Source organism: Paenibacillus sp. 102 (assembly GCF_039549175.1).
Classification (GTDB): Bacteria; Bacillota; Bacilli; order Bacillales; family Bacillaceae_G; genus Bacillus_A.
The window spans coordinates 113,187-135,310 of the sequence record NZ_JBCGHT010000001.1; the positions used below are offsets into that span (position 1 = coordinate 113,187).

Annotated in this window: 26 protein-coding genes; 10 read left to right on the top strand and 16 right to left on the bottom strand. The window is 35.5% G+C overall.

All coding sequences use genetic code 11. The annotated features are described in order from the left end of the window. The first annotated feature begins 92 nt into the window (after positions 1-92). Both plsY and AAIE21_RS00580 read left to right on the top strand, forming a co-directional pair. Entirely contained in the window at positions 93-689 is a 597-nt protein-coding gene (gene plsY, locus AAIE21_RS00575; RefSeq protein WP_343264998.1) for a glycerol-3-phosphate 1-O-acyltransferase PlsY, read from the top strand. Between the two features lie 108 nt (positions 690-797). Then, positions 798-1,088, top strand: a complete 291-nt coding sequence (locus AAIE21_RS00580) for a HesB/YadR/YfhF family protein (protein ID WP_343264999.1) — start codon at positions 798-800, stop codon at positions 1,086-1,088. A 26-nt stretch (positions 1,089-1,114) separates the two neighbouring features. On the opposite strand, the gene AAIE21_RS00585 is transcribed toward AAIE21_RS00580, so the two are convergent. Further along, entirely contained in the window at positions 1,115-1,534 is a 420-nt protein-coding gene (locus AAIE21_RS00585) for an acyl-CoA thioesterase (protein ID WP_343265000.1), read from the bottom strand. A 109-nt stretch (positions 1,535-1,643) separates the two neighbouring features. On the opposite strand from AAIE21_RS00585, the gene AAIE21_RS00590 reads away from it, so the two are divergent. Continuing rightward, complete coding sequence (locus AAIE21_RS00590; RefSeq protein ID WP_343265001.1) at positions 1,644-2,936, top strand: glycoside hydrolase family 18 protein; 1,293 nt, start codon at positions 1,644-1,646, stop codon at positions 2,934-2,936. Between the two features lie 16 nt (positions 2,937-2,952). On the opposite strand, the gene tlp is transcribed toward AAIE21_RS00590, so the two are convergent. From tlp to AAIE21_RS00615, 5 genes are all read right to left on the bottom strand, one after another. Then, positions 2,953-3,177 carry a small acid-soluble spore protein Tlp gene (gene tlp / locus AAIE21_RS00595; protein ID WP_343265002.1) on the bottom strand — a complete coding sequence of 75 codons (225 nt, stop codon included), beginning with the start codon at positions 3,175-3,177 and terminating at the stop codon, positions 2,953-2,955. Between the two features lie 107 nt (positions 3,178-3,284). Then, positions 3,285-3,419, bottom strand: coding sequence for an acid-soluble spore protein SspN (sspN, locus tag AAIE21_RS00600; RefSeq protein WP_000527986.1), 135 nt, complete (start codon positions 3,417-3,419; stop codon positions 3,285-3,287). Positions 3,420-3,462: 43 nt separating this feature from the next. Then, positions 3,463-3,606: an FbpB family small basic protein gene (locus AAIE21_RS00605; protein WP_343265003.1), complete on the bottom strand. Its 144-nt coding sequence runs from the start codon at positions 3,604-3,606 to the stop codon at positions 3,463-3,465. A 222-nt stretch (positions 3,607-3,828) separates the two neighbouring features. Beyond that, positions 3,829-4,776: a 3'-5' exonuclease gene (locus tag AAIE21_RS00610; protein WP_343265004.1), complete on the bottom strand. Its 948-nt coding sequence runs from the start codon at positions 4,774-4,776 to the stop codon at positions 3,829-3,831. Between the two features lie 119 nt (positions 4,777-4,895). Then, positions 4,896-5,471, bottom strand: a complete 576-nt coding sequence (locus AAIE21_RS00615) for a redoxin domain-containing protein (RefSeq protein ID WP_343265005.1) — start codon at positions 5,469-5,471, stop codon at positions 4,896-4,898. Positions 5,472-5,671: 200 nt separating this feature from the next. Between AAIE21_RS00615 and AAIE21_RS00620 the strand changes: the two genes are divergently transcribed. From AAIE21_RS00620 to AAIE21_RS00630, 3 genes are all read left to right on the top strand, one after another. Further along, entirely contained in the window at positions 5,672-6,262 is a 591-nt protein-coding gene (locus AAIE21_RS00620) for a YjdJ family protein (protein WP_343265006.1), read from the top strand. A gap of 67 nt (positions 6,263-6,329) precedes the next feature. Then, positions 6,330-6,536, top strand: coding sequence for a hypothetical protein (locus AAIE21_RS00625; protein ID WP_343265007.1), 207 nt, complete (start codon positions 6,330-6,332; stop codon positions 6,534-6,536). Between the two features lie 24 nt (positions 6,537-6,560). Further along, entirely contained in the window at positions 6,561-6,887 is a 327-nt protein-coding gene (locus AAIE21_RS00630; RefSeq protein WP_343265008.1) for a YmzC family protein, read from the top strand. Between the two features lie 58 nt (positions 6,888-6,945). Here AAIE21_RS00630 and AAIE21_RS00635 read toward each other — a convergent pair whose 3' ends face one another. Together AAIE21_RS00635 and acnA are read right to left on the bottom strand one after the other, a co-directional pair. Then, positions 6,946-8,583 (bottom strand): ABC transporter ATP-binding protein, encoded by a 1,638-nt coding sequence (locus tag AAIE21_RS00635; protein WP_343265009.1) that lies wholly within the window; start codon positions 8,581-8,583, stop codon positions 6,946-6,948. A gap of 157 nt (positions 8,584-8,740) precedes the next feature. Beyond that, positions 8,741-11,464: an aconitate hydratase AcnA gene (gene acnA / locus AAIE21_RS00640; protein WP_343265010.1), complete on the bottom strand. Its 2,724-nt coding sequence runs from the start codon at positions 11,462-11,464 to the stop codon at positions 8,741-8,743. Between the two features lie 292 nt (positions 11,465-11,756). On the opposite strand from acnA, the gene sspO reads away from it, so the two are divergent. Next, a complete protein-coding gene (gene sspO, locus AAIE21_RS00645) occupies positions 11,757-11,906 on the top strand; it encodes a small acid-soluble spore protein O (protein ID WP_006095643.1) in 150 nt (49 codons plus the stop codon). A gap of 33 nt (positions 11,907-11,939) precedes the next feature. Here sspO and AAIE21_RS00650 read toward each other — a convergent pair whose 3' ends face one another. Beyond that, entirely contained in the window at positions 11,940-12,665 is a 726-nt protein-coding gene (locus AAIE21_RS00650; protein ID WP_343265890.1) for a polysaccharide deacetylase family protein, read from the bottom strand. A 47-nt stretch (positions 12,666-12,712) separates the two neighbouring features. After that, complete coding sequence (locus AAIE21_RS00655) at positions 12,713-12,976, bottom strand: hypothetical protein (protein ID WP_343265012.1); 264 nt, start codon at positions 12,974-12,976, stop codon at positions 12,713-12,715. A 120-nt stretch (positions 12,977-13,096) separates the two neighbouring features. On the opposite strand from AAIE21_RS00655, the gene AAIE21_RS00660 reads away from it, so the two are divergent. Both AAIE21_RS00660 and AAIE21_RS00665 read left to right on the top strand, forming a co-directional pair. Beyond that, the gene (locus tag AAIE21_RS00660) at positions 13,097-13,240 is read left to right on the top strand and encodes a small acid-soluble spore protein P (RefSeq protein ID WP_000414451.1); all 144 of its coding nucleotides are present in this window, start codon (positions 13,097-13,099) and stop codon (positions 13,238-13,240) included. Positions 13,241-13,488: 248 nt separating this feature from the next. Then, positions 13,489-13,869: an Hsp20 family protein gene (locus AAIE21_RS00665; protein WP_343265013.1), complete on the top strand. Its 381-nt coding sequence runs from the start codon at positions 13,489-13,491 to the stop codon at positions 13,867-13,869. A 143-nt stretch (positions 13,870-14,012) separates the two neighbouring features. Here AAIE21_RS00665 and AAIE21_RS00670 read toward each other — a convergent pair whose 3' ends face one another. The 3 genes from AAIE21_RS00670 to AAIE21_RS00680 all read right to left on the bottom strand — a co-directional run bounded on the left by AAIE21_RS00670 (position 14,013) and on the right by AAIE21_RS00680 (position 17,386). After that, entirely contained in the window at positions 14,013-15,482 is a 1,470-nt protein-coding gene (locus AAIE21_RS00670) for an RNA-guided endonuclease InsQ/TnpB family protein (RefSeq protein ID WP_343265014.1), read from the bottom strand. A gap of 184 nt (positions 15,483-15,666) precedes the next feature. Continuing rightward, positions 15,667-16,908 carry an MDR family MFS transporter gene (locus tag AAIE21_RS00675; protein ID WP_343265015.1) on the bottom strand — a complete coding sequence of 414 codons (1,242 nt, stop codon included), beginning with the start codon at positions 16,906-16,908 and terminating at the stop codon, positions 15,667-15,669. Between the two features lie 85 nt (positions 16,909-16,993). Next, positions 16,994-17,386 carry a hypothetical protein gene (locus AAIE21_RS00680; RefSeq protein WP_343265016.1) on the bottom strand — a complete coding sequence of 131 codons (393 nt, stop codon included), beginning with the start codon at positions 17,384-17,386 and terminating at the stop codon, positions 16,994-16,996. 137 nt (positions 17,387-17,523) lie between these two features. Here AAIE21_RS00680 and AAIE21_RS00685 point away from each other — a divergent pair, with 137 nt between their 5' ends. After that, positions 17,524-18,744, top strand: a complete 1,221-nt coding sequence (locus AAIE21_RS00685; RefSeq protein ID WP_343265017.1) for an alanyl-tRNA editing protein — start codon at positions 17,524-17,526, stop codon at positions 18,742-18,744. 30 nt (positions 18,745-18,774) lie between these two features. On the opposite strand, the gene AAIE21_RS00690 is transcribed toward AAIE21_RS00685, so the two are convergent. The 3 genes from AAIE21_RS00690 to AAIE21_RS00700 all read right to left on the bottom strand — a co-directional run bounded on the left by AAIE21_RS00690 (position 18,775) and on the right by AAIE21_RS00700 (position 21,929). Beyond that, on the bottom strand, positions 18,775-19,218 hold the full coding sequence (locus tag AAIE21_RS00690; RefSeq protein ID WP_343265018.1) for an NUDIX hydrolase: 444 nt from the start codon (positions 19,216-19,218) through the stop codon (positions 18,775-18,777). Between the two features lie 157 nt (positions 19,219-19,375). After that, on the bottom strand, positions 19,376-20,473 hold the full coding sequence (locus tag AAIE21_RS00695; protein WP_343265019.1) for an acetyl-CoA C-acyltransferase: 1,098 nt from the start codon (positions 20,471-20,473) through the stop codon (positions 19,376-19,378). Further along, on the bottom strand, positions 20,466-21,929 hold the full coding sequence (locus tag AAIE21_RS00700) for an acyl-CoA synthetase (protein WP_343265020.1): 1,464 nt from the start codon (positions 21,927-21,929) through the stop codon (positions 20,466-20,468). Before AAIE21_RS00700 ends, AAIE21_RS00695 begins: the two co-directional genes overlap by 8 nt. Positions 21,930-22,124: the final 195 nt, after the last annotated feature.

Below are 22,124 nucleotides of genomic sequence, written 5' to 3' on the forward strand. Positions count from 1 at the left end.
AGAAATGTGCTCTTTACAAATGTATGGTACAATGTATGGGAAAAACTCTTTTTACCCTTTATCAACACATTTGAATAAAGGAGACTGAACTTATGCTTATTACATATCTTTTATTTGTCGTTGCCTATTTACTTGGCTCGATTCCATTTGCACTTGTTGTTGGAAAAGTTGGTTACGGAATCGACATTCGCGAGCATGGTAGCGGTAATTTAGGAGGAACGAATACATTTCGGACGCTAGGGAAAAAAGCAGGTTTTATCGTTACAATTGCTGACATTTTAAAGGGAACGTTAGCGACAGCACTTCCGTTAATTTTCGCTTTAGATATCCATCCCCTTTGGTTTGGATTAGCTGCAGTTCTTGGACATGTATATCCAATTTTCGCAAAATTCCGCGGCGGAAAAGCAGTTGCAACTTCTGCTGGAGTACTCTTATGCTACGCTCCAATTATTTTTGCAATATTAGCCGTTGTCTTTTTCACCCTGCTATTTACAACGAGATACGTATCGCTTTCTTCTATGGTAACGGCTGTTGTTGCTGTTATCGCATCAATTATTGACGGGGATAAAATCTTCATTGTTGCGATGTGTTTATTAGCTGGTATGGTTATTTATAGACACCGTGCAAATATTGGACGAATTATAAATAAAACTGAACCGAAAGCAAATTTAACAAAGAAACAAAAGTAAGGTTGTGACCCACATAACGCAAAAAGAAAACGCAAAGCATATTAATAGCGTCTTTTTGCGTTATTTTTTATACTAAAGAAAAAGCAACATAACTTGGAGGAACTATACATGAATCTTTCCGTAACAAAAGAAGCAGTAAATTGGTATAAAGATGAATTAAACTTACAATCTGGCGATACACTTCGCTTTTTCGTACAATATGGCGGATGCAGCACTGTGCAAAAAGGACTTTCTTTAGGAATCCGTAAAGATGACCCTGCACACCCTGCTGTTCAAGTTCAAGAAGAAGGGATTAACTTCTTTATTGAAGGCGATGATGAATGGTTCTTTGATGGACATGACTTATCCATTACACTTAACGATGGTGATGACTTCCCGCAATTTAATTATGAAAAATAAAAAAGCGTGGCTTTTGCCACGTTTTTTTATTTTCTCTTAATTTCCTCATATTTCGCATACCACTCAGGATATAGCTTCTTAAAGGACACAGGACGAAAACCATCCTTTTTCGCACAAATATTTGTTGTTGTAGCCGTAATACAAAGGTCTCCATCACCATTATAAATTTCATATCCGTATATAACACGAAGTGGACTAACTGAATCAATCCATGTTTTTACAATTGCTTTCTCTCCATAACGCATTGCTTTTCGATATGAAATTTGCAAATCTAATACAGGAGAAATAACTCCTTCTTTCTCCATTTCAATATATGAAAACCCTAATTCTTGTATCAATTTTGTACGCCCTAATTCCAGCCATACTAAATAATTTGAATGGTAAACTACACCCATTTGATCTGTTTCCGCATAGCGGATCTCAATTTCATGTTCTGCTACAAACATATCTCTATCTCCTTCTCACTTCTGTTTCCTCGCATACATTTAATCATAATACAGTGAAATCAAAAATAAAATAGAATCGGTGGATCTTTTTACTGAAAGGAGCAAGTATATGATTCAAATAGTAACCGTTCGTAGCGGTGATAGCGTATATAGCTTAGCGTCAAAATACGGCACTACACCCGAAGAAATTGTAAAAGACAACGGGCTTAATCCAGCTGAAACACTTGTTGTCGGTCAGGCACTAATTGTAAATACGAAAGGAAATAATTATTATGTACAGCCTGGAGACAGTCTCTATCGCATTTCTCAAACATATAACGTTCCTCTTGCTAGCTTAGCAAAAGTAAATAACTTATCATTAAAATCCATTCTTCACGTCGGTCAACAGTTATACATTCCGAAAGGCTCAAAACGAGCAATAGAATCTATCGCCTATTTACAACCTTCTACTATTCCAATCAAGGAAAGTTTAGTGAATGCCACACGAGCCATCAATCCTTATCTCACATATTTAGCCTATTTTAGCTTTGAAGCATTGCGGGATGGAACATTAAAAGAACCAACAGAAACTGCAAAAATCGCCCAAATTGCAACGCAAGGTCAAACAATCCCTATGCTCGTTATTACAAATATTGAGAACGGGAATTTTAGTGCGGAATTAGCCTCCGTTTTTTTACGGAGTGCTACGATTCAAAATAAATTCATTACTAACATTTTACAAACAGCTGAGAAGTATAATATGCGGGATATTCATTTTGATTTCGAAAACGTTGCTCCAGAAGATCGTGAAGCATACAATCAATTTTTACGAAATGTAAAAACACGATTACCAGAAGGGTATACACTAAGTACAACACTTGTCCCAAAAACCAGCTCTAAGCAAAAAGGAAAATTTTTTGAAGCACACGATTACAAAGCACAGGGGGAAATTGTTGACTTTGTTGTTATTATGACATATGACTGGGGATGGCAAGGAGGACCTCCGATGGCCATATCACCAATCGGTCCAGTAAAACAAGTGATACAATACGCAAAATCACAAATGCCTCCGCAAAAAATTATGATGGGGCAAAATTTATATGGTTTCGACTGGAAGCTTCCCTTTAAAGAAGGGAATCCCCCTGCCAAAGCAGTTAGCTCTGTTGCAGCCGTTGCACTTGCTCGTAAATATAATGTTCCAATTCGCTATGATTTCACAGCACAAGCACCACACTTTAATTATTTTGATGAAAATGGCGTGCAACATGAAGTATGGTTTGAAGATGCCAGATCCATTCAAAGTAAACTTAATTTAATTAAAGAACAAGGTATACGTGGTATTAGCTATTGGAAAATCGGTCTACCTTTCCCTCAAAATTGGCGCTTACTTGTCGAGAATTTTATCATTACAAAAAAAGGCTGACAACAGTCAGCCTTTTTTACCCATTATACTCAGATTCATCTTTTATTTCGCTTTTCAACGAATCAATACTTTCTAAACGACGTTGATTTTTCGCTTCAATTGCAGCGCGATCTTTTTCATTCGAAACCTCTGCAGTTTCTTTTGCCTCATTAAAGTTATCAATCGTGTTTTGCACCATTTCTTGCAATTTTTCTACATTATCACTTCGATCATCTGGATTCGCTTTATATTGCTCTGCCATGCTATTTCCCTCCTACTTGAGATATACATACCATGTTAGCTTTCCAAAAAAGAATTAGATTATGTATGTACATAAAGAAAAGGAGAATGAAAACATTCTCCTTTTCTTTAACCGTTATCAACAATTGGTTGTTTCCCTGTCTGGTCTTGCATTTGCTTTCCTTTATTTCCACCAGCTTTTTTTGACTGTGTTCCAATGTGATCTGGTGCAAAATCTTTAGAATTCTTTTTTGGATTACCCATCATAATCGCCTCCTTACTACTAGTATCATACTAGTAGTAAGAATTATTCAGCCTGCTTAAAAAGTTGCATTTCATAGCGCTTTTCAATTCGTTCTTCAATCTGTTCCATTGCATCACGATCGCTTAATAGTTGCCTCTTATTTTCCTTCACAAGTTCTTCAAATGATTTCCGACGACTTCTTCTCATGCTGCTCATCCTTTCTCCTTCGCTTTCTTATTAATTAGTATGAGCAAATGAAAAACTCTTTAATCAGATTTGTGAGAAAATTTTATGTTTTAGTAAAGAAAAATCTATCACCATTGAACTCCCCCCACCTTCACTTCGTTTAGAAGAGGGGTCTTCTCGGTTAAAATGCTCAAAAATCCATCAGCAGACCTTTAACAACTGATGGATTTTTGAGCATTTTTATTATTTCATTATACTTAAATATTTTTCAATTTCCTCATCTGCATTAACTTTACTTTCTTTATACTCATTCAGCGCTTGCATCACTATGTCATAAACCTCTAAAATATAATTTTCTAACTTCACGAAATCTTCTAGACTTTCAACTGTAATTCTCGTTATACCTATTTCACTTTTTAAAGCCGGCTCACATTTTAAAGTAGGATATATCTCTAATATTTCTTGTTCAGTCTTTTCAGTTAAAATATATTTTTTACGCCCTTTTACCTTAACTCTTACAATCGGATAAAAAGCCTTAATATCTAAATAATTCCCGACACTTACATAACGAATCCATTCGACATCACGATTATTCTTCACAAGCATTTCTTTTATTAATGTATATACTGCCTCTTCTTCAATTGTTTCTTTTTTCGTTTTCTTTCGCACTTTCTCTTGTACGATTGTACATTTTTGATAAACAGCTGCACATGTAATACAGTCATCAAGTGCATTATGAGAACTTAAACGAATTCCGAGCATTCTTTTTAAAGTTTCTAACTTATGGTTCGGGGCATTCCTCATATACTTTTTCGCTAAAAACACGGTATCGATTACTATATTTTTAGGTTCTGGCAATCTGAGCATATTTGCATTACTCTTTAAAAAGCGCATATCAAACGAAGCATTATGCGCAACGATTGTGTCGTTACCTAAAAACGCTAGAAACAAAGGCAAAACTTCCTGAATCATTGGCGCATCCGAAACACGATAATTTGTAATCCCTGTTAAACTCGTAATTCGGCTAGGGATAGGCCGTTCTGGATTTACAAAAGAAACAAATTGATCTGCTAATTCATGATTGCGGTACCTTACCGCTGCTACTTGAATAATTCGATCATTATAAGGATTAAACCCTGTCGTTTCAAAGTCAATCACAACATAGTCAGCTGGCAAAGATAAATGTTCCACAGGCATACTCTCCTTAATAATTATTATCATTTAAATTTCTTTTATCATATCATGAACAAGCTGTGTGATGAAAAAAAAAAGACAGAAACGGCCGTTTACCCATTCTGCCTTCTGTCCTCTTATTTCAATTTTTCAATGCGTTTCGCCATCTCTTTTTGTGTCATCGGCCCGATAAACTTATCTTGAATCACACCTTTTGTATCCACAAAATAAGAAGTTGGAATGGTGATTACTTTATACGTTGTTGTAACATTTATATCTTTATCAAGTAAAATAGGAAATGTTACCCCTTTCTCTTCTGCAAACTTTTTCACTTTTTCTTCTCCATTAGCACCTTCAGAAACCGTATAATTTACAGCGAGGATTTCCACATCATCTTTATGCTTTTTATAAAAAGCTTCCATGTCCGGCATTTCTTTCTGACAAGGTCCACACCAGGTTGCCCAGAAATTTAAAATCACTTTCTTTCCTTTCAAATCTGATAACTTTACTTTTGTACCATCTAATTTTGATAACTCAAAATCCGGTGCGTTCTTTCCTACTTCAATTCCGTTCTTTGCAATGACTTCTTTCATCGTCGCTTCGCTTTTTACTTGCTCTTCACTTACTTGTTTTTCATTCTTTCCAAATTGAACATATACTGCGTAACCAGCTAAACAAAGTAAGATGATAATAACCGTAAATTTTCGCCACATATACATCACCCTTATAGTTTCAGTCATTTACTATATCAATTCAAAAATAAAAATCGTATTTACATTTTATTTTAGCTTATACGGACAACCTTGGAAATATTCTCCTGACAAATAAATAGAATATTCTTAATAAAATCGAAAATCTTTTCTCTTTATCGTATAATAGAAATAGCTATAATTTGGAAGGGGTGTAATTATTTATGCATAAAACCGTTTTCCATTGGCTACAATACGTGATCATTCTCCCCATTTTATTTTTCTCATTATTCATCACCAGTTGGACTGCCAGTTACTTAAGTATTTCAGAGGATTGGAAACAACATATCGTCTTCACTCCTAAAACAACAGAAAGCTCCCATCAAGTGTATGAAATTGATAAACTGCTATATGCATTTAAATACAATCCCGTTTCCACTACAGTTTTTGTATTATCCGTTGTCTATTTAGTAGGAATTATAATAACCCGCTGGTTGTACTGGAAAAAACATAAAACAGGATTCATTGGTTTACAACTCATGATTATTCTCCCTATTTTTCTTTACACATTACTTGTCATACATTCTACAAGTACGATGATCGCTATAGAAGAAAACTGGAAAAAATACTTAGTCTTCTCTCCAAAATCAATTACTGATTTTAATCAAATCTATTATATTGATAGGTTATTATATGCATTTCAAAAGTCCCCTATCATTAGTACTGTTTTCATTCTAACTTTTCTTTATATGACAGGACTAGTTGTAACTAAGATTTCTCGTCAAATACGTTTACGTAAAAATATAAACATATAAGATGACAATAAGGAAGATGTTTGTATTGTTTTGTGCAAATACCTTCCTTTTACAAAGGAGGATTTCGATGCACTCATTTGAAAAAGCCATTCTCTATACTTTTAGTTTCATATTCTTTCCCGTTGGTATCATCACATGGATTATATCCCTATTTAGTAAAGATCCTGAAAGAAGAAAAGCCGGCCGTGTTTGCATTTATACAGCTTTAGTATCGTTTATCGCATTCACCACACTTGGCATTATTAGCTTCTATTCCATTACAACAAGTTCATAATAATCACAGAAAGGATGAATAACGATGGGAGAACACCCAATTAGTAAAGAACTGCGCTATATGCGTATATGTTTTGTAATCTTACTCGTAGTCCTTATATTTTTCAACAAAGAAAGAGTGATTGAAGTTTCTACCAATCACGACTCTTCTCCAGTTGATATATCAACTAGTACTATGACACAAATTGCAGAAAATACATTTGTTTTACAAGAAAGCAACCCTGACAGTGGTGATCGGCATACTATTAAAATTTTTAAATATGATCCAGGTACAAATAAGATCATATTAGTAAAAGAATTTAATACGGAAAATCCTTCTACATACGAATATCAACTAAACAAAGTCGAATAATTGTACCAATCTATAGACAGGGGTATAATTTAACCCCTGTTTTAATGTAAATCTATAGTTACTTCGCCAGCATTTCTTTCAATAATGAATCCCGACTTAATAATTCTTGAGGCGTTCCACATTCAATAATAGTCCCTTTTTTCATCACAATAACCCGATCTGCTATCAGCGCATTTTTTATATCATGTGTCGTTACAATCCTTGTTACATTCCTCCCCAAACTTTCAATCATATTCCAAACAAGATTTTGATTATTTGGATCTAATCCTGCAGTTGGCTCATCTAAAATAACTAGATTTGGTTTTGATACAATTGCTCTCCATAATGCAAGACGTTTTCGTTCCCCGCCCGAAAAGCTTTCCCCATTCTTTTCTAATAGAGTATGGATTCCGTTCGGTAAATTTTTTATAATAATTCCTGCGTTAACAAGCACTTCACTTTGCTTTAACTGTTCTTCCGTAACATTTCGTTGAAAGATTATGTTTTCCTTTATCGTTGCTCGAAATAACCGCGGTTCCTGCCATACACTCGTCATACACCCTTTTTTACCATAATACTCAACACTTCCACTTGTTGGTTTATATAATCCTGTTAATAATTTCAATAATGTCGTTTTTCCTGCACCACTTTCCCCTACGATCATAATCAACTCACCAGGCTTAATTTGCAACTCTATATTTGTTAACAAATTTTTAAAAGAAGCTTTAATGACCTTAATGCCCGTTCCCCTTTCTTCAGCCACTGTTTCAGTAGGCATATCTAAAAAACGCCATACTCTAGATGCAGAAGCAACGGAAACTTGTGTTATCATTAATAGATCGCTCGCATAACGAACAGGAAAAAATAACGTCTCAATTGTAGCTAATATGGCAATCAGTGATCCAACTTCCATTTCCCCCCTTATTACTTTTTGTGCTCCTACAATAAGAACAATCATATATGCACCTGTTTCTATCGCTATTCCTATCAATCCTATAAAGCTTTGCATCATAATCTTTTTCACTTCTGATTTATAAGAATATGATGTTACCTCTTTAAATTGCTTTACTGCCCATTTCCCCTCTCTTAAACTGCGTAAATCTTGGATACCTTTTACAAATTGTGATATTGTTTCTACAACACTTGAATGATTCATTTGAGCTATACTAGCCGTCTTTCTTGCTTTTTTCGCCATAAACATTGGGATAATCGCACTCGCAATCAAAAATGGAACAACCCACCATACAAAATGTATATCAATGTGTTGAAACGCTATTAACGCTCCAATAAATTGAGCTATAGCATGAATGCACTCTATTAACACCGAGCCGTATAACCTTGCCCAATTCGGTATATCAGAAACAACCAATGTTTCCAACTCTCCTTGTTTTATCTTCTCACTTTCCTCAAATGGTAATGATAAAAAATGATGTAGCAATTCTATACGTTGTTTTCGTAATATACGTTGACTCCCCTTTGAACCTACATAATCAAACAACAACGAATTTCCCCATGTAATCAGTCTACTTCCTACAAATAAAGCAATGTATATATACACTTCCTCTATATGTTTCTGAATGAGCCGATCAACAATTAGACCCATTAACAATGGCCTGGATAAATTCATAGCAGCTGCTATAACCCCACTACATATCGAAACGATGAGTAGCAATTTTTCTTGTAACAACGGAATTAAGAGTCGTTTATATTCTTTCATTGTTATACCTCCAATTTTTTCTATAAGAAAAGGAAAGGGATGAAGCTATACGGCTTCACCCCTTTCCTCTTTACATAAAACAAGGAAGCTAACTTCAGTCAGCTTCCTTGTTTTGATTGAAAATATTATACTTTTCTTCTTTACTATAACTACTTAATTAGTTTGACACCTTAGACTCTTCAACTTTCTCACGAAGAACCATTTGCAGAATACCACCATGACGGTAGTAGTCAATTTCTACTTCACTATCGAAACGAGCTACTACTTCAAATTGTTTTCCGTTTCCTTCTGGGTCAATTGCAACTACTTTTACAAGATCACGTGGTTTCACTGTTTTGTCGATTTGAATTTCAAATGACTCGTTACCAACAAGACCTAATGTTTCTGCACTTTCGCCATCTTTAAATTGTAGTGGTAATACACCCATTAATACAAGGTTACTACGGTGAATACGCTCGAAGCTTTCTGCGATAACTGCTTTAATGCCTAAAAGGTTTGTACCTTTCGCAGCCCAGTCACGAGAGCTTCCCATACCGTAATCTTTACCAGCAACTACAAGAAGGCCAGTGCCGTCTTCTTTATATTTCATCGCAGCATCATAGATAGATGTTACTTCACCAGTTGGCCAGTAAGTTGTATATCCACCTTCTGTTCCTGGTGCGATTTGGTTTTTAATACGAATGTTTGCGAATGTACCACGCATCATAACTTCATGGTTACCACGGCGAGAACCATAAGAGTTAAAGTCAACTGGTTGTACGCCGTTTTCTAATAAATAGCGTCCTGCTGGTGTATGCTTACCAATTGAACCTGCTGGTGAAATATGGTCTGTCGTTACAGAATCACCAAATTTACCAACTACGCGTAAACCTGATAACGTTTCAACTTCACCCGGTTCTTTAGATAACCCTTCAAAGAACGGTGGGTTTTGAATGTATGTTGAATCATTATCCCAAGTATATAAAGCTTCATTTGAAGTTTGGATTTCATTCCAGCGTTCGTTACTGTTAAATACTTGTGCATATTCTTTTTTGAACAATTCAGATGTAACAACACTTTGAACTACATCTTCAATTTCTTTAGCTGATGGCCAAATATCGTTAAAGTAAATAGGGTTACCATTTGAATCTTTACCGATTGCATCATTTTTCAAGTCAATATCAACAGTACCTGCAAGTGCATATGCCACAACAAGTGGTGGTGATGCTAAGTAGTTTGCTTTTACAAGTGGGTGAATACGACCTTCAAAGTTACGGTTACCAGATAAAACAGATGTTACTAATAAATCGTTTGCTGCGATTGCTTCTTCTAATTCTAATGCTAATGGACCAGAGTTACCGATACAAGTTGTACAGCCGTAACCAACTGTTTGGAACCCTAATTGATCTAAATATGTTGTTAAACCTGATTTATCTAAGTATTCTGTAACAACTTTAGACCCTGGAGCTAATGACGTTTTTACATAACCAGGTACTTTAAGACCTTTTTCAATTGCTTTTTTCGCAACTAAACCTGCACCAATTAATACATATGGATTAGATGTATTTGTACAGCTTGTAATCGCAGCAATCGCAATTGCACCTGTTTTCATCGTTACTTCCTGATCTTTTAATACAACTTTCACTTCTTTATCAAACTCTTGTTCATTGAACCCAAGCCCTTGTGTTCCAACTGGTGCCACAACGGCTTTATGGAACTCATCTTTCATATTTGAAAGAGGGATTAAATCTTGTGGACGTTTTGGTCCTGAAAGGTTAGATTCAATTGTATTTAAATCAATTTCAACAAGATCTGTATAAATTGGATCTTTGCTGTCTGCTGTATAGAATAAACCATTTGCTTTGCAGTATTCTTCAACAATGCGAATTTGTTCTTCGTCTCTTCCTGTTAAACGTAAGTAATCTAATGAAATCTCGTCAATTGGGAAGAATCCACAAGTTGCACCATATTCTGGTGCCATATTTGAAATTGTTGCACGGTCAGCTAAAGGCATGCTCTTTAGTCCGTTACCGAAGAACTCAACAAATTTACCAACTACACCTTTTTGACGCAACACTTGCGTTACTTTTAATGCAACATCTGTTGCTGTTGTACCACTTGGAAGTGTACCAGTTAACTTAACACCGATAACTTCTGGTACTGGGAAGTATGAAGGTTGCCCAAGCATCCCAGCTTCTGCCTCAATACCACCAACGCCCCATCCAAGAACGCCAATACCATTGATCATTGTAGTATGAGAGTCTGTTCCAACTAATGAATCTGGATATGCAACTAATTCACCTTCAGCATTTTCCACCGCATGAACAACTGGTGCTAAATACTCAAGGTTTACTTGGTGGACAATACCTGTTGCTGGTGGAACTGCACGATAGTTATCAAATGATTTTTGTGCCCAGCTTAAAAATTTATAGCGTTCTTCATTACGTTTAAACTCTAAGTCCATGTTGAATTCAAGCGCGTCTGCTGTACCCGCTCTATCAACCTGTACAGAGTGATCGATTACAAGGTCTACAGTAATTTCTGGATTAATTTTATCAGGATCCCCACCCATATCTGCCATTGCTTTTCGAAGTGAAGCCAAATCAACAACAGCAGGAACACCTGTGAAGTCTTGTAAAATTACGCGAGATGGTTTAAATGGAACATCGATATCTTCAACATCTTTCGTTCCCCACTTCGCTAAATTTGCAACATGCTCTTCTGTAATTACACGTCCGTCAACTTGACGAAGTACAGATTCAAGCAAAACTTTAATGGAATATGGTAATTGTGATACGTTGCCAACCCCTGCGTTTTCAAGCGCTTTCAATTGATAATAATGATACGTTTTTCCATCTACTTCAAATGTTTCACGAGATTGAAATGGATTATGTTTGACCATTATGTTTCCCCCCTGTTAAACGTGACTGAGTTGTCTGAATATAAAATGTAGACAAACTTTTCAATACCTTACGATAATATCTTATTACAACTTTCTAAATAAGTAAATAATAAGAAACTTATAGTTTATCATAAGTTTTCTTTATCTCTGGAAATTTGAATAGCCTTCGTTCTCCTTATGAATACTATTACCATAAAGTAAAGCTTTCTTTTGAAGCTTTTCTTTTCTGTCCATACATGTAATGAACAGTTCATTATTTGTTTCATAAAAAACATTCTAGAGGTGAAAACAAATGGGTAAACGCAAAGCAAATCATGTGATTCCAGGAATGAATGCCGCATCAGCACAAGGACAAGGAACTGGTTATAATGAGGAATTCGCCAACGAGCCACTGACACCAGCTCAGCGTCAAAATAATAAAAAACGCAAAAAAAATCAGTAATGAAAAATCCCAAAAGTACTCCTTTTGGGATTTTTAATGTTTATAACGTAACAGCTCCGAAACTTTCACAAATCGATACCCTTGCTTTTGAAGAGCAGGTAAAATTTTAGTCAACGCAGCTACAGTTTGACTCCGATCACTTCCACCATCATGTAACAGCACAATGTCGCCACTTTTTGCATTTGTTACGACGTGCCTCACAATGGATTCAGTTCCTGGATTTGCCCAATCTTTCGGATCTTGATGCCAAGACCACAATACAATTTGGTACCCTGCCTCTTTTGCTGTCGCAAGGACTGCATCATTAATATATCCACCTGGTGGACGGAACAGCATAGGCTTCTCTATCCATTTTTGTAAATAGTTCTTCTCCTCTAAAATATCACTTTTTAATTTTTCATCCGACGCATCTCTCGCATATAAATGATTCATCGTATGATTCCCAATTTCGTGCCCTTCCTTAAGTACCTGATTAACCAAATATGGATTTCGCTGAATTCGAAAACCAATCATAAAAAATGTTGCCTTTGCCTTATACTGATGTAGTAAATTTAGTATTTGTGGAGTATATGTAGGATCTGGACCATCATCAAACGTAATTGCAATTAATTTCTCGTTATTTGGTACCTCCCATGTTACATTACCAGTAGGCTCTAAATCTTTTCTCATCAACATTTTTGCTTCTACTTTGTCCACTTGAAATATATGTACTACACAAATCAAACAAATGATTATTACAGAAATTTTTCTTTTCAATATAGTAACTCCCGAATCAAACAGGTTGTTGAAATCATACAACAACCTATTCAATCACCTAACAAATCTACATCTCGCATAATGTTTTGCAAATTACTTTCATATTGCTCAAGTTGTGGACGTTGTGTTTCAGATGCTACTTCTAGTGCATTTTGAATTTGTTCATATGCCTCTTGAACTTCTTGTCGTAAATGCTTTAAATCATTACCATAATTCGGATCATTTTTCACAATACTGTTGTATAAATTTTCTGCTTGTACAACTCCTTGTTGTGCTGCTTGAAAAGCTTGCTGTTTATCTTTATGATACGGCATACACTTTCCCCTTTCTGTTATAGTTAGTCTCACTTATCTTTACCCTTTTTCATAAAAACATTCTCGTATAAATTTACAAAATTCTCTCATTCTAAATACAAGAGGGAGGTGCAGCACAACATGGAAAAAAACAATAGCAAATCCATTCGTCAAAATACAAAAAAAGGACAGCCTTCTGGGCAACCTGAACCATTAAGTGGGTCTCATAAAGTAAAAAATCGAAATCATTCAAGACAAAAAAATCACGCACATCATGATATGTAAAAAAAGGGCAATGCATACGCATTGTCCTTCTCGCTTAAGCCACTTGTAAGAAAGTGAAACTTTAATTAGTGGGGGTTTTCTCCATCTCCCACCTAACTTCTTTGCTTTCGCTGAATTTTAAGGTAGGAGTGTTACTGCCCCTCAAATAGCGAGATAAGTCCGTCGACATATTTTCTAGTTTGCTTCTCACCTCTAATTTCTTAATGCATATTATAGTATGAATTAAGACTTTACGGAGGGTGTCTTACATGGGCAAGAAAAAGAAAAATTGTCTTTTTCGTGTTGATGGTTTTGAAGAATGGATGGATCAGTTTTGCTCTGATTCATATGACAACTTCAGTTTCCCTAATCACATCCACATTGACCTTTGTGAAACGGAACAAGAGTACATTTTAGAAACTGATATTCCTAATGTTTCAGAACAAAATGTACTTATAAACAAGATGGAGACAGGCCTAACAATTCATATATTTCATAAAAATTCATCCTTACAACGAACAATTTCTTTACCTGCTAACATCATCTATAAAAAAATGCTAGCCTGTTTAGAAAATGGCTTTCTTGCCATACACATTTCCAAAACTGAAGTTGCAAATAAACATGAGAAAAAAGTTCTTTTTTCAAATTAAAGCGTTATATCAAAACAGAGTAAGAACAGTTTATTGCTAACTTTTCTTACCCTGTTTTTTTCTTTGCTTTATATAAAATTAAACTTCTAATGAATACTCCCCCACTTAGCAAAGCTTGAAGTGGGGGTTTCTAACGTTTTGGCCTAACGGACGATTAACGTCAGTGGAGTTAACACACTAGCGAGCTGTTTCACGCCTAACTCCTCTATCCCGTTTTTCCATGCATTCGGGACTACTTTTCGTAAAATATTCGCCGCAGCATTTACGTCTGCGTTAATTTCGATGCCTTTTGCAGAACGATACATACCACGTTTTATTCGTTTTCCTGAAAAAGTTGCATTTTGGTCATTTGTTCCATACGTTGAAATGAAGTCATGATCTAGAAAACTTGCTTTTGACGTGTACGATTCCTCGGTTACAATAACTTGAATGCCTACTGCATTTGCTTTGTATGTAATCATTTGAATCCATACACTATGCGAGATATGGCAAAATGTTTGGTTATTTTTCTTTCCCATATCAGTTTCTTGTTTCCAACTTTTGTTTTGACCAATAACGATTTTGCAAACTCTCTCCTCTTGAGCCAGTTTTACAATATGATGACTAGATTTATGGAAGATGTCTTTTATTTTCAGGTAACGCTTTTGATGAAGTTTTTCTATTCTTTTTGAAGTAAAAGGTCCTTCCCTTGTTTGTTTACCTTGCCTGAGAACACTTGTAAGGTAACTCTTCATTTTGTTGTAATATTGATTTATGCTTTTGACATGTTTGCCCTTAACAAGTACAGGCTTCATACCTGTGTTTGTTACAATGGTTGCAAGGTTATCAATCCCTAAATCAATACTCATATAACGACCATTCTCTTCAACAATTTGTTGTTCTGAAGGAACATCTAACACTAATTCCACTACATACTCATTGTATTTTGGAATGACACGAACTTGTTTCAGTTTACCTTCAGTAAACCCTAATTTCCCAATATTTAATTGCAATTTTGTCTTTGGAAACTTTAAAAACTTATCATTTTTAATGACACAATCTTGGTTTGTATACAAGATTTCCTTTTCAAAAGAACGAATATACTTTGGAATTCTAGGTTTTCCAGTGTATTTGTGGGGATTCTTTTTATAATCTTTTAAACTAGCAAAAAAAGACTTCCAATTTTGGAATACGTTTTTCATGATGGATTGACTAGATTGTGTAGGCAAAGCACGATAATCATTCTGAATTATCGCTTTAAATAATGCATCCAGAAAATTGTAATCTACATAAGGTTTTTCTGTAGTTGGTTCTGAAAACAAATTACATTTCACTTCTTTTGGTTTTTCTTCTGGTTTTGTTTTCTCTTTTTCCAAATTCTTTTGATAGGCAAGAATTTGTGTATCATTCATCTTCCCCATGTTTTTAGCAATTGTATCTAAAACTTCTTTTTGTAAAGGTTGCAACTCCTTATTTTGTGTCAAACCTGTATACACTTGTCGTATATAAAAGTTTGTCGTGTTGTACATATTCTTCGCATTTTGGCAAGATTCTTGAAAATAAGAATACATACGATGTCCTTTTTTAATCCAAATTTGAAGAGTTTTATAATTTGTTTGATTTTCCGTTGTCATTTTTTCACCTCCTTGTTAAGGGTATTACACCAAAACAAGAACGTATGTTTCTACCGTTTTACTTGAACATAAAATATTTTTTTCGATTCACCTCACCACCTTCACATATGTTTAGAGGTGGAAGTCCTCTCGAAAGATATGATAGAAGGATTGATTAAGAAACAATTAGCTTTACCGTCAACTGCTATTTCATTCCAATTTCTATATTGCAATTTACGGTACGATTTCTTTTAGATAATAAACTTCTTGTCCATAAAAAAATGGGAAAAGCGAGAACTGAAAAGATAGCTAGTATCGAAAATACAGCAAAACCATTTTGATATCCGTAATAATCTAACAGCAATCCTCCAAACCAAGGTCCAATAACGGCACCAATCCCTGAAAACCCCATTGCTCCAAAATACGTTCCTTTTAAGTGAGGGACTGAAATGTCATCAATAAACACATCTGTCATTGAAAACATCAATACTTCTCCTATTGTAAAAATAATCGTGTAAAGAACAATACTGATGATTGATTCTCCGATTCCAAAGCCAATGAGCCCTCCACTAACAAATAGCGTGCCAATCATAATTGATACAAGTGGTGTATACTTCTTACAAATCTGAATAACAGGGTATTGTATAATTACTACTGTAATTGCATTCAATGTTAGCATATATGAGAATAATGTCACGCCATCTTGAAATACATAAGAGTTCGCAAAGTATTGAGAGACTGTTGTTGTAAAATGCGAAAAACCACTGTTACTTAAAATAATTCCAACTAACGCAACCAAGAAAACAATATCTTTTCTTAAAATACGAATTGCATTTATCATCGTTACAGGCTCTATTGTATCCACTGTTTTTTCATTCAATTGATACTTTTTAAATTGCATTGCTAATATCACCGTATATACAATGTATACTCCAGCCCCTATTAAAAACGGCATTGTTGATTTTGCGCTTCCAATTTGCAACCCTACAAGCGGTCCAATTGCCACCCCAACATTTATGGCACCGTATCGTAAGTTATACGCAAGTAAACGATACTCCGGCTTCGTTAAATCAGATAATAACGCTCTTGATGTCGGTTCAAAGAAGGAACGGCATAGACCATTTAATGCGTTTAATAAAAAGAAAGTTATAACGTGGTCTGCAACCGAAAATCCGATAAATACAAAAATCCAAACAATAAGGGACCATATCATAATTGTTTTACGGCCAAATCGATCTGATAAATTTCCACCAATAAAACTAGCAAATACTCCAACTAATGCACTCGTTCCAATAATAGCCCCTGTCATCCCAGCTGATATATCTTTTACAGTTGTTAAATAAATTGCCAAAAAAGGAATGCTCATTGAAGTTGCAAACCTTGCAAATAGTGTCCCTATAATGATACTCATCCCAAGCGGGTGAATATGTTGTAACTTTCCCATCATACCTATACCTACTCCCCATATTTCATACAAAAAAAGAAAGCAAAGAACCTGCTTTCTTTTTTCCTTTTTCAATAATAAATTATATTTATACCCCAGCTGTCCTAGATAACTCCATATCTATACCATATGTAAACTGCAACTCTTTGCAAACATCCTTAATTAGGATGTTCACATCATACTTTTCATTAAATGCAAGAACTGCATTTTCCACTTCCTCATACGTAAATTTGTATTCACCAGTGATGACACTTTTTAAATCAAAGCATTCATTGATACAAAGCTGGACGAGGAGCTGATCATACATAGCGGACACATCTTCTTTTTTCCATAATAACTCTTTCACATATAACCGATCAAAAGTTACGCTTTCTCGATTACATTCTGTTAAAGTACGAGTCATCTCATGTAATTCTCGATATAGTTCAGAAATATTTGTATTGAGACGAATCAATTTGTCTACGCCATTTTCATACAGCATTTCATCCACCCCCGTATATTCCCTTTTTCTTATTATAGCAAGAAAATTCTAAAAAAGAGATTTTTTCTTCTGAAATATTAGGAAACTTATTTAAATTGTTTTACAATGAACCTAGTGAAATTGAAAGGAGTACGAAAGTGAACCAAAAATTATATTACAGCGATGCCTATCAGCAATCATTTACAGCACAAATTATAAAACAGGACTATGATAGCGAAGGAAATTTATATGTTACTTTAACAGAAACAACATTTTATCCAACTGGAGGCGGCCAACCACATGACACAGGAACATTAAATGATATTTCCGTCATCAATGTTGAGGAAGTTAACGACGAAATCCGCCATTTCATTTCAAGTGAATTACATACAAAAGAAGTAATAGGTAAAATCAATTGGCAGCGTCGTTTTGATCATATGCAACAACATACCGCTCAACACATTCTATCTGCTGCCTTTTGGGATCATTTTAACATCCCTACAATTGCTTTTCATCTTGGAAAAGAAACGATAACAATTGATTTAGACACGCCAGAACTTACGTTAGAAACAGCTAATACAGCACTCCAAATCGCAAATCAGATCGTCTTTGAAAACCATCCTATCCATATTAGATGGATGAATTTAGAAGAAGCAAGGCAGTTACCTCTCCGAAAAGAACCGACAATTACAGAAGATATTCGCGTTGTAATCATTGAAAACTACGATTACAACGGTTGTGGTGGCACACATCCAAAATATACAGGTGAAGTCGGACCGATTCATATAATAGGGTGGGAACGAAATAAAGGTGGAATTCGCTTAAGCTTTGTTGCAGGATGGCGCGCCTTAAAATTAATGGGCCATCATCAACAAATCATAAAAGACATTTCTAGACAATTAAACAGTGGTGCGGACGATATACCAAATAAAGTTACCCATCTTCTCGCATCTCATAAAGAAAATGAAAAAACATTGCAAGCTATGAATGAAAAACTATTATTTGTAGAAGTAAATGAATTGTTGCAGCAATCTAAAAAAGTAGCAGCTGGTACACTCATTGCGAAAGTCTTTACGAATCGTTCCATGCAAGAAATCGCCAAATTATCAGCTATCATTACCGAACAAAATGAAAACTCGATTACATACTTTGTTACCGAAAATGAAGAAAAACTACAATGTATTCTTGCATGTGGGAAAGCAGTAACAGCAAACATGAATACCATTTTAAAAAATGCCCTCCCTACTATTGAAGGAAAAGGCGGCGGTAATCAAAAAAGTGCTCGTGGTGGCGGAAAAGCAGTTATTACAGGAGAAGAATTTTCAGCTCTGCTTATTCACTTATCACAAGAACAGTTTGAAATGAAATATAAAGGATAGCCTGATGCTATCCTTTATATTTTTATATACTTACAGGCCAATATTTTGTTTCAATCCTTGATAAGTTCCTGCATTAGGGAATCCTTTTTCAATAAGCTCCGCAAAAATCTCTGAAAAATGATAATCACCTAATTCTGTTATTGGTACCATTTTCACATCATGAATTGGATTATAATCAAATTCATTAGATGGTAGCATAATCTCTCCTGACACCTTTTCTAACAAAAATGTAATATGTAGTAACGATGGTGTAGCATCTGGCTTATCACAAACATAGAGTAATTTTTTAATTCTAGTTTCTAAGCCCGTCTCTTCTCTCATTTCTCGAATGATTGCTTCTTCTAATGTTTCTCCGTTCTCTACTCTCCCACCTGGTAAAGACCAATTTCGATCAGAAACTTTTTGTTTTACAATTAAAAGTTTTTCTTCTTCAATCAAAATTCCAGTTGCTCGAACTTGTAATAAATGATTCATATAGTCTCCTCTTTCTATTTTATCCATTGGACTTCCAAGCTATATAATTCTAGATTATGAGCTAAAGTCCTCCCACAAAAAGAACATACGTTTCGCAATCGGAGGAAATTATGAAAGTAATGTCTATAAACCAAAAAAGTAGAAAACTAGATTGTTTCTAGTTCTCTACTTTCTCAAATAACAGCGCAAGCCCAATTCCTCCACCAATGCCTAACGTTGCCATGACATACTTCGCTTCTCCTTTTTGTACTTGGTAGAATAATCGAGTAACAAGCATCGCTCCAGATGCACCATAGGGGTGACCAAGAGCAATCGCTCCACCATTCACATTTAGTTTATCATATGGGATTTGTAGTTCTTGTGCACATGCTACAATCTTAGCAGCAAAAGCCTCATTCATTTCAATGTAATCAACATCGGCTATTGATAGGTTCTGATCTTGTAATAACTTTCGCACAGCAAATATCGGTCCGCTACCTGGCAAAAGAGGATCTACCCCAATTGCAGCACTACTTACAAACCGAAGAATCGGCTTATAATCAAATGCACGAGCCTTTCTTTCCTCCATTACAAGCACAGCACATGCCCCATCATTTACACCGCATGAGTTACCGGCTGTCACTGTTCCTCCTTGTAAAAAAGCCGGCCTTGTTCTCTTTATAATTCGTTCATAATTCATTCCATACTTTATCGTTTCATCTTCCAGTATATTTGAAGAAATCGGAATCATTTCTTCTTGTAAATATCCTTTCTCAAGTGCTGCCAATGTTCTTTTATAACTGAAACAAGCATATTCATCCTGCATATCCCTTGTAATTTTATATTGCTCTGCTACATATTCAGCTGCTATCCCCATATCTGGATCTCCAATAAAATCAGGCGAAAAGCGAGCTCTTTTCTCAAAAGGCGATGTGCTTGTACTTTCCACTCCTCCAGCAATATAGCAACTACCTGCCCCACCTTGAATAAGATGACAAGCCATCCGAATCGCTTCTAACCCAGCACCGCACTGGCGATCAATTGTTACACCCGGTACTGCAAACGGAAGCCCCGCTTCAAGTGCTGATAACCGTGCAACATTTCCGCCTGGCCCAACAACGTTTCCTAATATTACATCGTCTATTTTATGCTCAATCCCTTTACTTAAGTGAGCCAATAAAGGCGCTGCCAACCGCTGAACCTCATACTCTTTAAACATTCCATTTCCCTTACCAATCGGTGTTCGTTTCGCCTCTACAATGACTGCTCTATTCATAAACTGTCTCCTGATTTCCAATTATATTTTTTGCTACTTCACGGGCAATTTTCCCGCTACTTGTATGTGGAATTTCATCAACAAAATACCACTCCTTTGGAATTTTAAATGACGCTAGTCGTTGTAAACAAAAGCTTTTCAATTCTTGTCTCGTAGCTCTTCCTTTTACCATAGCCACAGGTTTTTCGCCCCAATATCTATCTTTTATACCAATGACCACAATTTCTTCAATATGTGGATGAGTGGATAATACACTCTCTATCTCCTCAGGAAAAATATTTATGCCCCCAAATAAAATCATGTTTTTTTCTCTACCGACTATATATAAAAAACCTTCCTCGTCTTGATACCCTATATCATACACAGTCATCCAACCATCTTCTGTAACTTGACAAGAAAGATCTCCGCTCAGTACATATCCCATAAAAAACTGATTACTTTTCACATAAACAGTTCCAATTTCACCCCGCTTTAATTCCTTACCTTTTTCATTACATATCCGAATTTGCACGTTATGACATGGCTTTCCAACTGAAGATGCTTTTCTTTCACTTTCTATATCTGTTAATGCTGTGACAAAACTCAATTCAGAAGCACCATAAAATTCATACCTTTTTGCATATGGAAATACAGTTTTTACTTTCCTTTTTGCTTCAGCTTCCCATTTTGCTCCTGAAGAAATAATTTTTATTTCTTGTTCAATAACACTTTCTTCTTTATATAATGCCTCTAGCATCGTTGGAACGGTATACATTACTGAAATCTTCTCTTGTTCCAATATAGATAGAATATGATTCGTGATGAACTTTTCTACAAGATACACGGTTTGCCCTAAATATAGCGCACTTATTGCCCCATATAAAAAAAGAGAATGAACCAATGTACCAGCAAGTAAAACCGTATCATTATTCTTCATATGGAAATCATGTAAATTGCAATCAAAGCTATGGACCCAAGACTCCTGCGCACGAAGAAATGCCTTCGCTTTCCCAGTTGATCCCGATGTAAACCCCATATAAAACGAGCAGTCTTTTACACTTTCTGAAGAATGGTATATATGTAACTGGTCACCTATCATTTGCTTACATTCATGAATAGAGAATACCTTTCCATCTATTAGTGGTATTTCATTCATCTTATATTGTTCAGCAATTACAATAGATGGATTAGCAAGCTTCAACCTTTCCTTAAGCTCATTATGTTTCCACTTTAAATCAAGCGGAACACAAACCCACCCTGCCATTGCAGCACCTGCAAAAATTTGTAAAAATCCAATGCGATTCTCTAGTAAAATCGCAACCGTTTTATTCGTTGTTTTTTCTTTATTAAGCCAATTTGCAACTTGGCAAACAGACTCATGCCATTCTTTATATGTTAGTATTCTATCCTTTTCCCTTATTGCTATTTTATCGGGATGTATCTGTGTATGTTTTCTATAAGACGATGTAATTCCCATTGCTATTCATCCTTTCCTTTCAGATAAAGTGAAACTTTAATCAGTGGGAGGTTCTTCATCCCCCACTGATTATTAGCCCTCACCAATCGGGCTTTTACGGGCAGTTTATCTCCCGCCTAGCTCTTTGCTTCCACCGAATTTTGAGAGGAGTATTACTGCCCGCAAATAGCGGGATAACAAAAAGAAACACGCTAA

What these genes read in the sequence shown, in the direction of transcription:
- tlp (WP_343265002.1), bottom strand. Translation starts at nt 3,177, where the DNA reads ATGGCAGAGCAATATAAAGCGAATCCAGATGATCGAAGTGATAATGTA.
- sspN (WP_000527986.1), bottom strand. Translation starts at nt 3,419, where the DNA reads ATGGGTAATCCAAAAAAGAATTCTAAAGATTTTGCACCAGATCACATT.
- AAIE21_RS00630 (WP_343265008.1), top strand. Translation starts at nt 6,561, where the DNA reads ATGGGAGAACACCCAATTAGTAAAGAACTGCGCTATATGCGTATATGT.
- AAIE21_RS00615 (WP_343265005.1), bottom strand. Translation starts at nt 5,471, where the DNA reads ATGTGGCGAAAATTTACGGTTATTATCATCTTACTTTGTTTAGCTGGT.
- AAIE21_RS00700 (WP_343265020.1), bottom strand. Translation starts at nt 21,929, where the DNA reads ATGGGAATTACATCGTCTTATAGAAAACATACACAGATACATCCCGAT.
- AAIE21_RS00660 (WP_000414451.1), top strand. Translation starts at nt 13,097, where the DNA reads ATGGAAAAAAACAATAGCAAATCCATTCGTCAAAATACAAAAAAAGGA.
- AAIE21_RS00585 (WP_343265000.1), bottom strand. Translation starts at nt 1,534, where the DNA reads ATGTTTGTAGCAGAACATGAAATTGAGATCCGCTATGCGGAAACAGAT.
- AAIE21_RS00620 (WP_343265006.1), top strand. Translation starts at nt 5,672, where the DNA reads ATGCATAAAACCGTTTTCCATTGGCTACAATACGTGATCATTCTCCCC.
- AAIE21_RS00655 (WP_343265012.1), bottom strand. Translation starts at nt 12,976, where the DNA reads ATGCCGTATCATAAAGATAAACAGCAAGCTTTTCAAGCAGCACAACAA.
- AAIE21_RS00695 (WP_343265019.1), bottom strand. Translation starts at nt 20,473, where the DNA reads ATGAATAGAGCAGTCATTGTAGAGGCGAAACGAACACCGATTGGTAAG.
- AAIE21_RS00665 (WP_343265013.1), top strand. Translation starts at nt 13,489, where the DNA reads ATGGGCAAGAAAAAGAAAAATTGTCTTTTTCGTGTTGATGGTTTTGAA.
- AAIE21_RS00580 (WP_343264999.1), top strand. Translation starts at nt 798, where the DNA reads ATGAATCTTTCCGTAACAAAAGAAGCAGTAAATTGGTATAAAGATGAA.
- AAIE21_RS00625 (WP_343265007.1), top strand. Translation starts at nt 6,330, where the DNA reads ATGCACTCATTTGAAAAAGCCATTCTCTATACTTTTAGTTTCATATTC.
- AAIE21_RS00605 (WP_343265003.1), bottom strand. Translation starts at nt 3,606, where the DNA reads ATGAGAAGAAGTCGTCGGAAATCATTTGAAGAACTTGTGAAGGAAAAT.
- acnA (WP_343265010.1), bottom strand. Translation starts at nt 11,464, where the DNA reads ATGGTCAAACATAATCCATTTCAATCTCGTGAAACATTTGAAGTAGAT.
- sspO (WP_006095643.1), top strand. Translation starts at nt 11,757, where the DNA reads ATGGGTAAACGCAAAGCAAATCATGTGATTCCAGGAATGAATGCCGCA.
- AAIE21_RS00675 (WP_343265015.1), bottom strand. Translation starts at nt 16,908, where the DNA reads ATGATGGGAAAGTTACAACATATTCACCCGCTTGGGATGAGTATCATT.
- AAIE21_RS00670 (WP_343265014.1), bottom strand. Translation starts at nt 15,482, where the DNA reads ATGACAACGGAAAATCAAACAAATTATAAAACTCTTCAAATTTGGATT.
- AAIE21_RS00635 (WP_343265009.1), bottom strand. Translation starts at nt 8,583, where the DNA reads ATGAAAGAATATAAACGACTCTTAATTCCGTTGTTACAAGAAAAATTG.
- AAIE21_RS00690 (WP_343265018.1), bottom strand. Translation starts at nt 19,218, where the DNA reads ATGAATCATTTATTACAAGTTCGAGCAACTGGAATTTTGATTGAAGAA.
- AAIE21_RS00680 (WP_343265016.1), bottom strand. Translation starts at nt 17,386, where the DNA reads ATGCTGTATGAAAATGGCGTAGACAAATTGATTCGTCTCAATACAAAT.
- plsY (WP_343264998.1), top strand. Translation starts at nt 93, where the DNA reads ATGCTTATTACATATCTTTTATTTGTCGTTGCCTATTTACTTGGCTCG.
- AAIE21_RS00590 (WP_343265001.1), top strand. Translation starts at nt 1,644, where the DNA reads ATGATTCAAATAGTAACCGTTCGTAGCGGTGATAGCGTATATAGCTTA.